Annotated in this window: 14 protein-coding genes; 9 read left to right on the forward strand and 5 right to left on the reverse strand. The window is 53.1% G+C overall.

Annotated elements, in window-relative coordinates:
* The first annotated feature begins 15 nt into the window (after positions 1–15).
* The 6 genes from fimA to sfmF all read left to right on the forward strand — a co-directional run bounded on the left by fimA (position 16) and on the right by sfmF (position 6,123).
* Complete coding sequence (fimA, locus tag A936_RS19625; protein WP_008460883.1) at positions 16–570, forward strand: type 1 fimbrial major subunit FimA; 555 nt, start codon at positions 16–18, stop codon at positions 568–570.
* A gap of 78 nt (positions 571–648) precedes the next feature.
* Positions 649–1,194, forward strand: coding sequence for a type 1 fimbrial protein subunit FimI (gene fimI / locus A936_RS19630; RefSeq protein WP_008460884.1), 546 nt, complete (start codon positions 649–651; stop codon positions 1,192–1,194).
* 44 nt (positions 1,195–1,238) lie between these two features.
* Positions 1,239–1,934, forward strand: coding sequence for a type 1 fimbria chaperone FimC (fimC, locus tag A936_RS19635; RefSeq protein WP_008460886.1), 696 nt, complete (start codon positions 1,239–1,241; stop codon positions 1,932–1,934).
* A gap of 31 nt (positions 1,935–1,965) precedes the next feature.
* Entirely contained in the window at positions 1,966–4,560 is a 2,595-nt protein-coding gene (locus A936_RS19640) for a fimbrial biogenesis usher protein (protein WP_008460888.1), read from the forward strand.
* Between the two features lie 27 nt (positions 4,561–4,587).
* Entirely contained in the window at positions 4,588–5,592 is a 1,005-nt protein-coding gene (gene fimH / locus A936_RS19645) for a type 1 fimbria D-mannose specific adhesin FimH (RefSeq protein ID WP_008460890.1), read from the forward strand.
* A 9-nt stretch (positions 5,593–5,601) separates the two neighbouring features.
* A complete protein-coding gene (gene sfmF, locus A936_RS19650; RefSeq protein WP_008460892.1) occupies positions 5,602–6,123 on the forward strand; it encodes a fimbria assembly protein in 522 nt (173 codons plus the stop codon).
* 75 nt (positions 6,124–6,198) lie between these two features.
* Here sfmF and fimZ read toward each other — a convergent pair whose 3' ends face one another.
* From fimZ to fimW, 4 genes are all read right to left on the reverse strand, one after another.
* Positions 6,199–6,831 (reverse strand): fimbria biosynthesis transcriptional regulator FimZ, encoded by a 633-nt coding sequence (gene fimZ, locus A936_RS19655; RefSeq protein ID WP_008460895.1) that lies wholly within the window; start codon positions 6,829–6,831, stop codon positions 6,199–6,201.
* Between the two features lie 564 nt (positions 6,832–7,395).
* On the reverse strand, positions 7,396–8,124 hold the full coding sequence (locus A936_RS19660) for a DNA-binding response regulator (protein WP_157141443.1): 729 nt from the start codon (positions 8,122–8,124) through the stop codon (positions 7,396–7,398).
* Positions 8,125–8,144: 20 nt separating this feature from the next.
* On the reverse strand, positions 8,145–8,855 hold the full coding sequence (locus A936_RS19665) for an EAL domain-containing protein (protein WP_008460897.1): 711 nt from the start codon (positions 8,853–8,855) through the stop codon (positions 8,145–8,147).
* Positions 8,856–9,107: 252 nt separating this feature from the next.
* Complete coding sequence (gene fimW, locus A936_RS19670) at positions 9,108–9,710, reverse strand: fimbria biosynthesis transcriptional regulator FimW (protein WP_008460898.1); 603 nt, start codon at positions 9,708–9,710, stop codon at positions 9,108–9,110.
* A 213-nt stretch (positions 9,711–9,923) separates the two neighbouring features.
* On the opposite strand from fimW, the gene tsr reads away from it, so the two are divergent.
* Positions 9,924–11,588 (forward strand): methyl-accepting chemotaxis protein, encoded by a 1,665-nt coding sequence (tsr, locus tag A936_RS19675; RefSeq protein WP_008460899.1) that lies wholly within the window; start codon positions 9,924–9,926, stop codon positions 11,586–11,588.
* Positions 11,589–11,640: 52 nt separating this feature from the next.
* On the opposite strand, the gene A936_RS19680 is transcribed toward tsr, so the two are convergent.
* Positions 11,641–12,576 carry a LysR family transcriptional regulator gene (locus A936_RS19680; protein WP_008460900.1) on the reverse strand — a complete coding sequence of 312 codons (936 nt, stop codon included), beginning with the start codon at positions 12,574–12,576 and terminating at the stop codon, positions 11,641–11,643.
* Positions 12,577–12,754: 178 nt separating this feature from the next.
* On the opposite strand from A936_RS19680, the gene A936_RS19685 reads away from it, so the two are divergent.
* Positions 12,755–14,089, forward strand: coding sequence for an MFS transporter (locus A936_RS19685; RefSeq protein ID WP_008460901.1), 1,335 nt, complete (start codon positions 12,755–12,757; stop codon positions 14,087–14,089).
* Positions 14,090–14,104: 15 nt separating this feature from the next.
* Positions 14,105–15,271, forward strand: coding sequence for a M20 aminoacylase family protein (locus A936_RS19690; RefSeq protein ID WP_008460903.1), 1,167 nt, complete (start codon positions 14,105–14,107; stop codon positions 15,269–15,271).
* The last annotated feature ends 9 nt before the right edge of the window (positions 15,272–15,280 follow it).

A 15,280-nucleotide genomic window follows, 5' to 3' on the forward strand; every position in this document is an offset into this window, starting at 1 on the left:
TATGAAGGAATACCCATGAAATTAAGCAAAATCGCCTCTTCTCTGATCGCAACCGTTGCTCTGGTCAGCAGCGCCGCTAACGCAGCAGATCCTGTTACCGTTAATGGCGGGACCGTGCATTTCCAGGGCGAGCTGGTTAACGCCGCTTGTGCGGTAAGCACTCAGTCCGACGGCCAGATCGTTAAACTGGGCCAGTACCGTACCGCCGCTTTCACCAAAGTGGGCGATACCTCTTCCCAGATCCCATTCAACATCGTTCTGACCGATTGCGATAGCACCGTGGCGGCCACCGCTTCTGTGGCATTCACCGGCCAGACTGATGCGACCGACCCAACGCTGCTGGCGGTAAACTCAAGCGGGAACGCAACCACCGCGAAAGGCGTGGGTATCGAGATCCTGGATCGTACCTCTAAGACCCTGTCTCCGAACGGTTCTACCTTCTCTACCGCTCAGACTCTGAACGACGGTGAGAACACCATTCCGTTCACCGCTCGCTATAAAGCAACCGCTGCCACCGCGACTGCCGGTGCTGCGAACGCGGACGCAACTTTCGTTATGAAATACGAATAATCAGCCACGGCTGAGAGCACAGGGATGATTCAGCCTCACGGATGAGGCTTGTCCGACGCGAGTCCAGAGAGGACGATGATGATAAGGAAAATCCTGCTCCTGGCGATGCTGGCTGCGGTGAATCCCGTTCAGGCAAAGCGCATTGTGGTTATCCACGGTGGGGAAGTGCATATGCAGGGTGAGCTGGTTAACGGCGCCTGCGCCGTCGCGCCTGAAAGTCAGGAAATGACGGTGCAAATGGGCCAGTACCCGAGCAACGTATTTAAAGATGTTGGCAGCTACGCGCCGCCCAGCATCCCTTTTACCCTTCGGCTGACGGACTGTCGCCCGGAGGTTTATGACCATGTGGGCATCGCGTTTCAGGGATCTACTCCTGCGGAAGATCCTCTGGTCTTTCTGGCTACGTCCAGCGTAAGTGGCAATGACGCCAGCAGCGGCATTGGCCTCGCATTATTCGACCAACAGCAGCAGCTGATTATTCCCAATAGCGAACCGGCGTCTTATTCGGAAATAACTACGCAGGAAATGAGTTTTCATTTTACTGCCCGTTATCGCGCGGTTTCTAAGCATATGTCGCCCGGAAATATTCGCTCTGACGTCTGGTTCACGCTGGTTTATCCCTGAACCTCTGCTTTTCCATTCTGGCTATTTTGATGGTACCTGTCGTGATGAACAAATTATATAAAGCCGCTTCGGCACTGATGCTCTCTTTAATGATGATGACTTTTAATGCGCAGGCTGCGGGCGGTATTGCCCTGGGCGCTACGCGCGTTATTTATCCGGCCGACGCGAAACAAACTTCGCTGGCCATCACCAACAGCGATCCGAAAGAGCGCTTCCTGGTGAACTCATGGATCGAGAACGATCTCGGCCAGAAAGAGAAAAGTTTTGTGGTTACGCCGCCGCTGTTTGTCAGTGAGCCAAAAAGCGAAAACACGCTGCGTATTATCTATGCCGGGCCGGCGTTACCGACGGATCGCGAGTCTATTTTCTGGATGAACGTGAAGGCCATTCCTTCCGTGGATAAAAACAGCGTTGAGGGAAAAAACGTCCTTCAACTGGCGGTGCTTTCCCGCATCAAACTGTTTGTACGCCCTAAAAATCTGCAGATGCAGCCGGAAGATGCGCTGAAAGAGATTCGCTTCGCGCGCAACGGTCAGTACCTGAAGATCAGTAACCCGTCGCCTTACTACGTTTCACTGGTCAACCTGAAAATGGGGAGTGAAAAACTGCCTAACACCATGGTGGCACCGAAAAATAGCGTGCAGGTTGCCGTACCGTCCGGCGTTCAGGGGGCGGTGAGCTTCCAGACTGTGAACGACTACGGCGCGGTGACTAAAGCACAAGCGGGTGTCATGCAGTAACGCCAGGCGGGCAAAGGGAAGCAGGTAAATCATGAAGAGATCAGTCTCGCGTAAAGTGTTTACGCTAGCGCCGCTGGCGGCGACCATTGTGGCCTCATTTTGGCCCGCGTTCGCTGCCGCTGAGAGCTATTTCAACCCGGCATTTTTGTCGGACGATACCGCGGCGGTGGCGGATCTGTCTCGCTTCGAAAAAGGCAGCAGCCAGCCGCCGGGCGTTTATCGCGTGGACATCTGGCGCAACGATGAATTTGTTGCCACCGAAGACGTGCATTTTACGGCGACGGAATCGAAAGTCCCTGCTTCTGAAGCCGTGAAGTCCGGCGGGCTGACGGCCTGCCTCGACGTCGACTGGCTCAAGCGGCTCGGGCTGAATATGCTGGCGTATCCTGAGCTGGCGAAATATAAGTCCGGGGAGTGCGTCCCCTTGACCACGGCCGTGCCAGGCGCTGAAATGAGCTATGACTTTTCGCGTCTGCGACTGGATATTAGCCTGCCACAGGCCTCTTTAATCAACAGCGCCCGCGGTTACATTCCACCGGATCAGTGGGATGAAGGGATCCCGGCGGCGTTGCTGAACTACACCTTCACCGGCAACCGCGGCACTTACAACGACAGCTACTATCTGAACCTGCAAAGCGGCCTGAATCTGGGCCCGTGGCGCCTGCGCAATAACGGGGCCTGGAACTACACCAGCGGCGATGGCCACCACCAGAATCAATGGCAGAACATCAGTACGACGCTGCAGCGCACGATTATCCCGCTCAAGGGCGAGCTGGTCATGGGCGACAGCAACACCGGCAGCGATGTGTTCGACAGCCTCGGGTTTCGTGGGGCGCGCCTCTATTCTTCCGACAGCATGTACCCGGACAGCCTGCAGGGCTACGCGCCAACCGTGCGCGGGATTGCCCGCACCAACGCCAAGATTGTTGTCCGCCAGAACGGCTACGTGATTTATCAGAGCTATGTCTCTCCGGGCGCGTTTGCCATCAGCGACCTTAACCCGACCTCTTCAAGCGGTGACTTAGAGGTTACGGTAGAGGAGAAAGACGGCTCTGTGCAGAAATACTCCGTGCCTTATTCCACCGTGCCGATGCTGCAGCGTGAAGGCCGGTTTAAATATGATGTGGTGATGGGGGATTTCCGCAGCGGGAATAACCAGCAGGATAAGCCGTTCTTTACTCAGGGTACGTTGATTGCCGGTCTGCCGAACGGCTACACCGCCTATGGTGGGACACAGCTGGCAGAGCGCTATACCGCCGTTGCGTTAGGTGCCGGGAAAAACCTCGGTGACTGGGGGGCGATTTCGCTCGATCTTACCCATGCGCGCAGCAAGCTGGCGGATGACAGCGATCATCAGGGGCAGTCGCTGCGCTTCCTGTACGCCAAATCCCTGAGCGGCTACGGAACTAACTTCCAGCTGCTGGGCTATCGCTACTCCACGCGCGGTTTTTACACTCTGGATGATGTGGCCTACCGGAATATGGAAGGCTACCAGTACGAGTGGCAAAACAATGACAGCAACCGGCAGGAACTGGTGGCGACCAGCTATCACAACCTGCGCTACAACAAAAAGGGCCGATTTCAGGTCAATATCTCCCAGTCTCTGGGGGATTACGGCTCGGTCTATGTTTCCGGCAGCCAGCAAACTTACTGGGGAACCGATCAGGACAACACCTGGTACCAGCTGGGGTACTCCAGCGGCTGGCGCGGGATCAGCTACTCGCTTTCCTGGTCGTGGAGTAAGTCGCTCGGCCTGGCAGACACCAACCGGATTGTCGCCTTCAACCTTTCGATTCCGTTTAGCACGCTGCTTGGGCACGGTTATTCGCGCGATACGGCGCTGGATCGTGCCTACGCCACGATGGCCACAAGCCGCAGCTCTGACGGCAAAAACAGCTGGCAATCCGGGGTCGGCGGCACGCTGCTGGAAGGTCGCAACCTGAACTACAGCGTGAGTCAGGGGCATACCAGCAATAACGGCTATTCCGGCAGCGCCACTGCCAACTGGCAGGCCACGTACGGCACGCTTGGCCTGGGCTACAACTATGACCGCAACCAGCATGACTTCAACTGGCAGGCTTCCGGTGGCGTGGTCGGCCATGCGGACGGGGTGACCTTCAGCCAGCCGCTGGGCGACACCAACGTGTTGATTAAAGCGCCGGGCGCTTCCGGCGTCAGCATTGAAAACCAGACCGGGGTGAAAACCGACTGGCGTGGCTATGCCGTTATGCCGTATGCCACGGTTTACCGCTACAACCGCGTAGCGCTCGACACCAACACAATGGACAACCACACCGACATTGAAAACAACGTCAGCAGCGTAGTGCCGACGGAGGGTGCCCTGGTCCGCGCCACCTTCGATGCCCGAATTGGCGTGCGCGCCATCCTCACCGTTAAACGCGGCGACCGCCCGGTGCCGTTTGGTTCCGTGGTGCGGGAAGAGCAAAGCGGTGTGACCAGCATGGCCGGTGACGACGGGCAGATTTACCTCAGCGGCCTGCCGCTGAAAGGCAAATTGCTGATCCAGTGGGGCGACGGGAAGGGTTCCCAGTGCCGCGCCAACTATTCCCTGCCGGAAGAGAGCCTGAAACAGGCTGTCGTCATGGCAACCGCCACCTGTTCATAGCGTGCGGAGAGATTCAGGAAGATGAAAATGAAACTGAAAAATTTGATGGCCGGGTCGCTGCTGCTGGCGTTTGCTGCCCCAGCTCTGGCGACGGTTTGTGAAAACGAGCTTAAGGTCCCAACCGATATTTCGTACGACCTGTCTGACAAATTTAATAGTAGCAACAACAACGTCGGGCAGATCGTGACTCTGAGTGAAAAAACAGGGCTGATTGGGGTGAATGCCATCTGTCCTAAAGGAACGTCGGGGAATACCACCAAGCGTAGCTATGTTACCGATTTACCCATTCAGGAAGTGGTGGGGAGTTATAAATATCTGAAGATAAATGACTACCTTAATGGCGCCATGAAAATAAACGACAGCTATGCAGGTGATTTTTATCCGCCGGTGAGCTACATGCAAATGGGGTCGCACCCTAACGTATCGAAGAACAAACCTTTTGGGGTCACGGATTCGAAGCTGGTGTTTCGCCTTAAAGTCACCCGCCGTTTTATTAACATGGTGCCGATTCCACGCCAGACGATGTTCCGGGTCTACGTAACGACGACCTCTGCGGACCCGTTAGATACCGTCGTTTACACCATCAGCTACAGCGGCAAAGTTGAAGTCCCGCAGACCTGCGAAATCAACGCCGGGCAGGTGGTGGAGTTTGATTTTGGCAGCATCGGGGCATCGTTATTCAGCCAGGCCGGGGCCGGTAACCGCCCGCAAAGCGTGACGCCGCAAAGTAAAACGGTCGGCATCAAATGCACTAATATCGATGCCCAGGCTTACCTCACGCTGCGCCTTGAGGCTGAGAAAAGCAGCGGCAATATGATGATATCCGATAACAGCGATCTGGGCTTTATCGTGGCGAACGCCAGCGGTACGCCGCTGACGCCAAACAACCTTGGCAGCAAGATTAATTTCCAGCTTGATGATGCCGCTGCGGCCCGGGTGGGAATTCGCGCCTGGCCGGTCAGCGTGACGGGCGTTAAGCCGAAGGAAGGGCCGTTCACGGCTCGTGGCTATCTGCGCGTTGATTTCGACTAAGGGGACCTGATGAACAAGTTTATCCTGAGCGCGCTGGCGCTGGTCCCGATACTCTGCGTGCCCTCAGTGAAAGCGGCTTCGCCGCTGGGGGAAATCAACGTTGAGCTGCATGGAACAATCGTGGATTACACCTGTGTCGTGGAGACGGGCGGGGACAATAAGACGGTGAAGCTTGGCTCGTGGCCGACCAAACAGCTGCGCACCGCCGGGAGCACAACTCAGGCAATGCCGTTTAACCTGAAGCTAACCGGCTGCCCGCCGAGCGGTACCGCCTCTATCACCTTTAATGGCAAGAGTACCGGCACGGGACTGCTGGCGCTAAACGCTGCCAGTACGGCGAAAAATGTGGCCATTGAGCTACTGAATGAGGATAAGTCCCGATTGTTGTTGAATGATGCCAGTAAAACGATGCCGGTTGATGCCAACGGCGATGTGACGCTCAAGTTTTGGGCAAACTATATTGCCACGGCGGACAACGCGGATGCCGGGCTGGCCAATGCGGATGCGACGTTTCTGATTAACTACAATTAAAGCATCGTTAATGGTTCCAGAAAATAACCGGGAGGAGTCTTCCCGGTATTTCCGCTTCCGGTGCGTAATGGTCCTTTATAGCAGTTCATGCACCTTGGCATAGTCAATCAGCTCGACAATGGAAGTGAGTCCGAGTTTAGAGAATATATTAGCTTTATGTGCGCTAATGGTCTTGTTACTCAGTAATAGCTGTTCGGCAATCTCTTTATTCGACAGGCCGTTTGCCAAATAACGCAAGACTGTGATTTCGCGGTTGGATAACGGCATATCGTCCATCGTTCCCCGGCGTGATTTATGGCTGCTGATAAAATGCAGCGTTTCCGAAGGGAAAAAGGAGTAGCCAGAAAGCAACATTTCAACCGCGTTAAATATATCTTCCTGTTCCTTACGTTTGCTCACAAATCCGTTGGCGCCGGCCTGAATAGCGCGCCCTGCGTAAAACGACTCTGATTTTGACGACAGGAAAAGGATTTTGGTTTTTTCCTGTAATCCTTTGATTCTTTTAAGTAATGTAAAGCCATCTGTGTTGGGGAGTTCAACGTCAAGAATCACCAGATCGACTGGATTCGCGCGCATATAGTCGATAACTTCCCGACCATCATCTGTTTTTAAAACAACATTAATATCTTTATTTTTCTGGAGGAGAACTTCTATCGACATTCTGACAATAGGATGCTCGTCCATAATGATTACGGATGCCGGTTTCATTTTTTTTTGCCTCGATTGTTTGATAAAAACATCGCTTTGACACAGCGTCAATGGCAGCGAAAGTGATAAACAGTGAGTTGGCGGTTGCCGGTCTTTATGCGGGAACCTCCTTGTTTTTTTTAACTCTCTTCCTTTTTAAATTCGTTATTGTCGGCGGGAGAATGACTGCCTAAATAACTTCACATGTAATCCTTATAGATGCCATGGCAAATATAAATATGTGATGAGGTGATTATACAGCGCAGTTTTTGTGGGAAAAGTCTGATGTTCCTGGAATAAGTCTAAGTCAATACGAAATGCTGTGTAGTTAATTGACCTTTTTCTAAATTGAATTAACGAACCTAATTTTTTAGTTAAGGTGGGTTAAAAGACTTTTTATTGGAGAAAAAATGACATTTAGTTCTGAATGTTGTTATTTTGTTTTGGATCAAAAAGTGCTGAATGGCGTCATAGCGGAATAATTGCTTCCAGGAATAGTTGTAATTGTTAATTTTTTGTTTGTTTTTAACTCAATTTGAACATTGAAATTAAGTAAATTCTTAAAATATCTTATGCCTCAGTAGGTTAGTTCGATAGCCAATGTGCGCTATTTGCAACAGAAATTTCATGTAGAAGGTGCAGCAATTTACTGCGGTTATCGAGCGCCAGTCGGGTCAGCAAAACGTTGAAGCGATAAACGACGTAATGATAGGGTTTCTCAAGTAAAAGGGCGATTGATTTCAATGACTCTCCGCGGCTCAGCGCCAGTAAAATCGCCCACTCTCTGAGGGAAAAAACCTGCGTGTCGTAACTCGCCGCCAAATCTGGGGCGCCGGGGCTTAAAGCCTGTTTCAGTTTGTCCGGGGGTAGACGACGCTCGACAATCTTGCAGCCAACGGCCTGCTGAATAAATCGTGTGATTTCGGGCTTTCGCTGCGCGCTAAGCAGCATGATTTGGTGTTGCGGCGTGGTGATAATTTGTTGGCGAATGGCCTTCAAAACGTCAAGTGTGGGGATCTCCAGGCTGTCGAGGTCGACGATCAGTCGCGGTACGGGAGAGTGCACCTGATGCGCGATAACGTCATCCAGCGAAGAGAGCACGGGAATGTTAAGGCGATGGAAAAGAGTGCCGGTGATTGCGCTGCTGAGAAAATTGTCGGCAGAAACGAGGATGGCATCGGGCTTCTTTGGTTTTTGCCCCCCAATCAATTGCTGTTGAATATATTCGAGTCGATCAAAAAAAAGTGGCGCGGTGGAGTTGGCGGGGTTTAGAAGATAATCAGTCCTGGTACGACGGTGTTTATTTCGCCTCATAGCTGCGCACATAAGCCTGCTCACAATGACAAGGTATCAGAGAGCAGCCAGCGTTTATGCGGCCATAAATAGCCTTGCCCGAAGCTGGCACCTGACTGGCGAGCGAGCTCGAGATGATGTGTGTCTTCGATACCTTCGATGATAATGTGAGGTGAAATGTCCGCGCACCGTGCGACCAGGCGTTGAAGTGCCCTGGGATTTTTACCGAGCGTCCAGAATGCTTGCTTATCAATTTTTACTCCGCCGACATCAATGGCGTAGCGGTGGAAGCTTTCAATACAGCCCTCGGTAAGGTCATCCAGCCATACCGATATCCTTTGTTGCTGTAACAGCTTAATTCGCTCCCGCAGGCAAAGCTGATGCCGCCTGGAGCACGTATCAAAAAGTGGAGCATCCTGTATCTCAATTGTTATCCATGATTCACAAACATCAAGCAGCCGGGCGAATAGCCGCTCGTCAATCAGCGCCATAATGGGAAGGTTAAGGAAGAAGCTACCGGATGCCTGTCGGGACTTCAGCAGGTTGGCCTGACGGCAAAAAAGCGCCACGCTGTCGGCTGCCGACAGGTTCGCAAAAAAAATCTCGGAATCGCGTGATGGCGCGGCGAGCTGGCTGAGTACTTCGTGGCTAATAACGTGTCCGCTAAATAAATTAACAATCGGTTCCAGACGGAAACCGGAAATATGCTGGTCAACAGATAATAAATTGTTATCTCTAGAAATATTTATCATTATTTTGTCGCTAATTGTGACAGCTATAACTGAATTGCTGAGCAATCAATGCCCTGAGAGGAAGAGGTGGTGTGCTTTCAGCAAATTTGGAGATTTTTCTGAGCGTATTCTCTCAGCGCCTCGAATGAGTGAATACCGGGGATGGCTTATTCCAGGTTGCGAAAATTCGCAACCCTGAAGAGTGAAGGGCGCGTTTTTTTTATAATTAAGAGTAATTCCCTGGCATAATAAGAAAGTACTTAATTAAATAATTCAATCCAGCAAGAACGGCAGATTGAGTTTGATATAATTCATGAGTTTATATTGGCTCTTGATATTAAGTTTTTTCATAATCGACAGTCGTTTATCCCGCGCCGTATTTTCATCAATATGCATAATAAAAGCCGCGTCAATCAGCGAGTAACCACAGGCCATTAGCTTCAGTAATTCACGCTCCTGCATGTTGAAATGCCGCGTTGTGCAGTAGTGGCAAATAGACGTGGGCACGGGCAGGGTGTTTTTTTTGCGCCGTTCTGGATCTATCCAGGGGGCCAGTTTGAGCCTGACATCTTCAACCTCATCCTCACGGTAGATAGACGGCAGCATATACAGGCAGGGACGAAACATCAGGTTCTCCTGATCCTGCTTTTTACAGATGAGGATCACCCGCTGATGGCGCGTCGTCTGCGGTATTTTGTAGCAGTTGGCGGTTGACCAGTTGTCGTCTAGCGCGAAAAAAACCAGATCGGCGACGTCCTGGTGCGCCAACGGTAGGAAATGATAAGTCTCGCTAAACTGACGGCAGAGCTGCTGGATAATAATTTTAATGCCATTGGCAAAATGGCTATTTCTTTCACAGATAGCAACGGTAAGCATGCCTTCCTCCGGGCTGGTTGACTATTAAAAAAATGATAGTGAAAAAAACTCGGATTATGAATGTGTTACGACTTAACCCCGCAGGTGTGGAGGATGAATTATTGCCAGGCCATTTCCTGGGAGTAGCAGAAAAAACGGCAAAAAAACGCTTTGGGTAAAGTTTTCTGCTGTTACGCCGATGATTAAGACTTGTCTTACAGGGAATGAGAAGCAATGTTAAACCGTATCAAAATCGTTACAAGCTTACTGGTCGTCCTGGGGCTGTTTGGCATTTTGCAGATAGCTTCCGGCGGATTGTTCTTCAATGCGCTGAAGCAGGACAAAGAAAATTTCACCGTTCTACAAACCATTCGTCAGCAGCAGTCAACGCTGAACGGCAGCTGGGTCGCGCTGTTGCAGACCCGTAACACCCTGAACCGCGCCGGTATTCGCTATATGATGGATGCCAATAAAATTGGCAGCGGTGCAACCGTTGAAGAACTGATGGCGATTGCCAGCACTTCGCTGAAACAGGCTGAGGTTGAGTGGGCGGCTTATGAAGCTTTACCGCGCGATCCACGCCAAAGCGACGCGGCCGCACAAGCAATTAAGCGCAACTACGATATTTATCACGGTGCGCTGGCAGAGCTGATTCAACTGCTTGGCGCGGGGAAAATTAATGAATTCTTCGATCAGCCAACCCAGGGGTATCAGGATGGCTTTGAGAAGCAATACGTTAACTATCTGCAGCAAAACGACCACCTTTATCAGGAAGCGGTCGACAGCAGCAACAGCTCTTACAGCATGGCGATTTGGATCCTGATTGGCGTCCTGATTGTGGTGCTGGTGGTGATCCTTGTGGTCTGGCAGGGGATCCGCACCACGCTTATCTCTCCGCTGAATCGCCTGATCGAAAGCATTCGCCACATCGCCAGCGGCGATCTGGTGCGCAAAATCGACGTGGAAGGCACCAACGAAATGGGGCAGCTGGCCGAGAACCTGCGCCATATGCAAAACGAGCTGGTGATTACCGTGGGTGAGGTCCGCAACGGCGCGAATGCCATTTATAGCGGCGCCAGCGAGATTTCCATCGGCAATAACGATCTCTCTTCTCGTACCGAACAACAGGCGGCTTCGCTTGAGGAAACGGCCGCGAGCATGGAGCAGCTGACTGCCACGGTTAAACAGAATGCTGAAAACGCCCGTCAGGCTAGCCAGCTGGCGCTAAGTGCCTCTGAAACCGCGCAGCGCGGCGGTAAAGTCGTGGACAATGTGGTGCATACCATGAGCGAAATTGCCGGCAGTTCGCAGAAAATTGCCGACATTATTAGCGTCATTGACGGCATCGCCTTCCAGACCAACATCCTGGCTCTTAACGCCGCCGTTGAAGCTGCCCGTGCGGGTGAGCAGGGACGTGGTTTTGCCGTGGTAGCCGGGGAAGTGCGTAATCTGGCGCAGCGTAGCGCGCAGGCCGCGAAAGAGATCAAAACCCTGATTGAGGATTCGGTTAGCAAGGTGGATACCGGCTCAACGCTGGTTGAAAGCGCCGGGGAAACCATGGGGGAAATCGTTAATGCGGTGACCCGCGTAACCGATATCATGGGTGAGATTGCCTCTGCTTCTGACGAGCAAAGCCGCGGGATCGATCAGGTTGGATTAGCGGTTGCAGAAATGGACCGTGTGACCCAGCAGAACGCCGCGCTGGTGGAAGAGTCTGCCGCCGCCGCCGCTGCGCTGGAAGAACAGGCCAGCAGGCTCACGCAGTCCGTTTCCGTATTCCGTATCGCTCAGGAACGCCAGGCCAAAGCCCAGGCCGCTGCGCCGAAGGCTGTTGTGACGACGGCTGCCCCGCGTAAAGCCGTGGCTGCTACGTCTGACGATAACTGGGAAACCTTCTGATTCGAGCTGTATAGGAACAACAAGGCGGGTAGCTCAATGCTGTCCGCCTTTTTTATATCCTCGCTACCATTTCCAGCGCGTCGCTGTCCTGAAGCCAGTCGCGCGAATTGATCCTCAGCATTTCCATAAAGGTCGTCCCTGCGGTGGACAGCCGCCCTATACTGGGGCAAACGATGTTCACGCTGGTTGCCGGCAGCACTTCTTTAAGCGCCAGTGGCCGAAGGTTTTTTTCATAGCCAGGAAAGCGAAGCCTGACCGAAGTCCACATGCTGACAATGGGCGCCTGTTCCATCATGCGCGCCATAATCCACGGCGAGGAGCAGTGCACAATCGTCGGCGGAAGCGGCAGGTTATAGCGGCGGAAGACCTGGCCCAGAATAGAGTGCTCTCCCGGCTCATCCCAGTCCAGCCAGGGAAATTGCATCAGGCTTTTCAGCGTGGTGGTGTGGGTGACGGGATGATGCTCGCCGGCAATAATGGTGTTGCTGAGGGCGTAGAGCGTTTCCTGGTAAAACGTGCCGATGGGCGTTCCGCTGGCACTGGTCATCACCGCCATATCCAGCCGCTGATTAGCGAGCGCATCCAGAATCTGGAGCGGCCTGCCTTCCATGGCGATTAACTTCACGCCGGGATAGCGGCTCTGGTACTGGCTCATTGTGGTACTAAAGGGACCGTAAGAGGCGGCGGAGGTAAATCCAATGCGCAGCTGACGCATGGCTTTTCCGAGCAGATTATCGATTTCATCCCGCGCCTGATGTAGCGAGCGATCGATATCCCTGGCATGGCGCAACAGCACTTGCCCGTACTCATTTAGCGTCACCCCCCGTGATGAGCGTTGCAAAATTGGCATGCCGATTTCCGTCTCCAGCTCCTGAATGGTTTTGGAAATAGCGGGTTGAGTGAGATGCAGCGCCCGGGCGGCCTTGCCTATGCTGCCCTGTGCGGCAACTTCCAGTAATACATCTAATTGATTTATTTTGATTTTCATTTGTCACTCCGCCATCGGCTTTCGCCATAGTGCAAAAAATGCACTTTCAGGATACGAAGAATATAACCAAAGCCATAACTAATTTTTATGTTTGCGATGTTCTTTTTTTATGCAGATAGTCGAATCACCCTCAGAAGTCACAGCCCGACATGCAAAAAATAATGAGAAGGAAGTGAGCATGAAATCATCTGCAAATACTGCCTCTGCGGCTAGCGGGTTGATCGCCGCGATGCCGCCTCAAAGCCGTCCTCTGGAAGAGCGAACCAGCGCTAAGTCTCTGGTGGCGGTAACATTGGGAAACGGATTAGAAATCTATGATTTTGCGGTTTATAGCTTCTTTTCAGTGATTATTGGCCACCTTTTTTTTCCCTCCAGTAATGACTATGTTTCGCTGCTGCTGGCGGTAGCGACCTTTGGCGTCGGTTTTGTGATGCGCCCATTGGGCAGCCTGGTGCTGGGTAACTATGCGGATAAGCATGGCCGCCGTTCCGGGATGACGTTGATCCTCGGACTGATGGCCCTTGGCGTGATGCTGGTGGCGTTTGCGCCGACTTACAGCCAGGTCGGAATACTGGGGCCTATCGTGTTGATTGCTGGCCGCCTGCTGCAAGGTTTTTCCGCCGGGGGCGAAATCGGCGCGGCAACCAGCTGGCTGATGGAGGCCGGAGATAAATCCCGGCGCGGGCAGCGGGTGAGCTGGCAGATGACCAGCCAGGGCGGCGCCGCGCTGTTTGGGGCGGCAATGGGAGCAGGATTGAGCCACTACCTCAGCGAAGAGGCCCTGTACGATTGGGGCTGGCGCGTGCCCTTTATTCTGGGTCTGGCGATCATGCCCATTGGGATGTACATCCGGCGCCATTTGCCGGAAACGCATCATACTGAAGCGACTCCCCAAAAGGAGAACTCGGCCAAAATCCTCTGGCGGGAGCATCGTCGGGCTCTGCTGTTGGGCATTTTGCTGATAATGAAAGGCACGACAACGTTCTACATCATCATTTATTACATGCCTGCATACATGGTGAACACGCTGCACATGCCGGCGGCGACCTCCTATTGGATAAGCCTGACGGCGGCGCTGATGACGCTCCTGATCCCTTTTTTCGCAGGAAAGTTGGCGGACAGGCTGCCCAGACGTAAGCCGATCATGACGTTCTGCTTTGCCGTTTCACTCTTGTTGGTTTGGCCAATCTTCGCGTCGATTTTGAACGGTATGCCGCTGTGGATCACTATTGCGTTAATCGCTGTCGATCAGGTGCTGGCGAATGTGTGCACGGTGGTGCTGTTCCTGCTGCTGCTCGAAGCATTTCCGAAAACGGTTCGGGCCTCGGGCATCAGCATTGTGTATGCCGTTGGCGTCACCCTATTTGGCGGCTTTGCGCAATTTAACGTGACCTGGTTGCTTAAAGCGACGGGTCAGCCGATGACGCCGGCCTGGTATCTGATTTTTTGCTCTTTCGTTTCGCTGGCGGCGCTGCTTGTCTGGCGGGAACGGAAAACGCAACCTGACGCTTAATACAAGGAGCTACCTATGTTGATTAAAGAGATTCTGGATCGTGAAGAAGAGATGATCGCCCTTCGGCGTGATTTCCACCAAAACCCGGAACTGGGGTTTGAAGAGTTCCGCACCAGCGATCGTATTGCTGAACTGCTGACCGGCTGGGGTTATGAAGTACATCGCGGGTTAGGCGGCACCGGGGTGGTTGGGACGCTAAAAGTGGGAAGCGGTAGCAAAAGATTGGGGATCCGCGCCGATATGGACGCGCTGCCGATGCAAGAGCAAACCGGGCTGCCCTGGGCAAGCCAGGTGGAAGGTAAGATGCATGCCTGCGGGCATGACGGCCACTGCGCCATTCTGCTTTCTGCGGCTCGCTACCTGGCGGAGAAGAAGCCTTTTAACGGGACGCTGCATCTGATCTTTCAGCCGTCGGAAGAAAAGATCGGCGGTGCTAAGCGGATGATCGACGACGGTCTGTTCAGGCTGTTCCCGTGCGACGCGGTGTTTGGGCTGCATAATTTCCCCCTGATCCCCGCCGGTCAGTGGGTGACGAAGCCGGGGGCGCTAATGGCCTCTTCTGACAGCCTGACTATCACGCTGGAAGGTAAAGGTGGGCATGGTTCGATGCCGGAGCACTGTATCGATCCTACGATTGCCGGAGCCTCTATTGTGATGGCGCTGCAAACTATTGTCTCTCGCAATATCGATCCGCAGGATGCGGCGGTGGTGACCGTGGGCAGCCTGCAGAGCGGCACAACACACAACATTATTCCGCACACAGCCGTGCTGAAGCTGAACATGCGTGCCTTTAAAAAAGAGGTTCGTGAGGCGCTCAAACAACGGGTTGAAACCCTCGTCCACGCTCAGGCGGAAAGTTTTGGCCTGAAGGCCTGTATAGAGGTGGATTTTGGTTATCCGGTGACGATAAATAACGAAGCACAGACGGCATTCGCGCTTCAGGTTGCCCGGGATACGTTCGGCGCGGATAACGTCGCGGATCCTCAGCAGGTGAAGAGCATGATGGGCAGCGAGGATTTCTCTTTTATGCTGGAAGAGGTGCCGGGGTGTTATCTCTGGCTGGGTACGGCGACGGGGAAAGACGACTATTCAGTGCATCATCCTCTGTATCAGTTTAACGATGCCTGTATTTCGGTGGGGGCTACATATTGGGTTCGGTTGAGTGAGGCATTTTTACGCTGAGAATTTCCC

The sequence above is a fragment of the Enterobacter sp. Ag1 genome, assembly GCA_000277545.1.
In the GTDB taxonomy this organism is placed as follows: domain Bacteria; phylum Pseudomonadota; class Gammaproteobacteria; order Enterobacterales; family Enterobacteriaceae; genus Cedecea.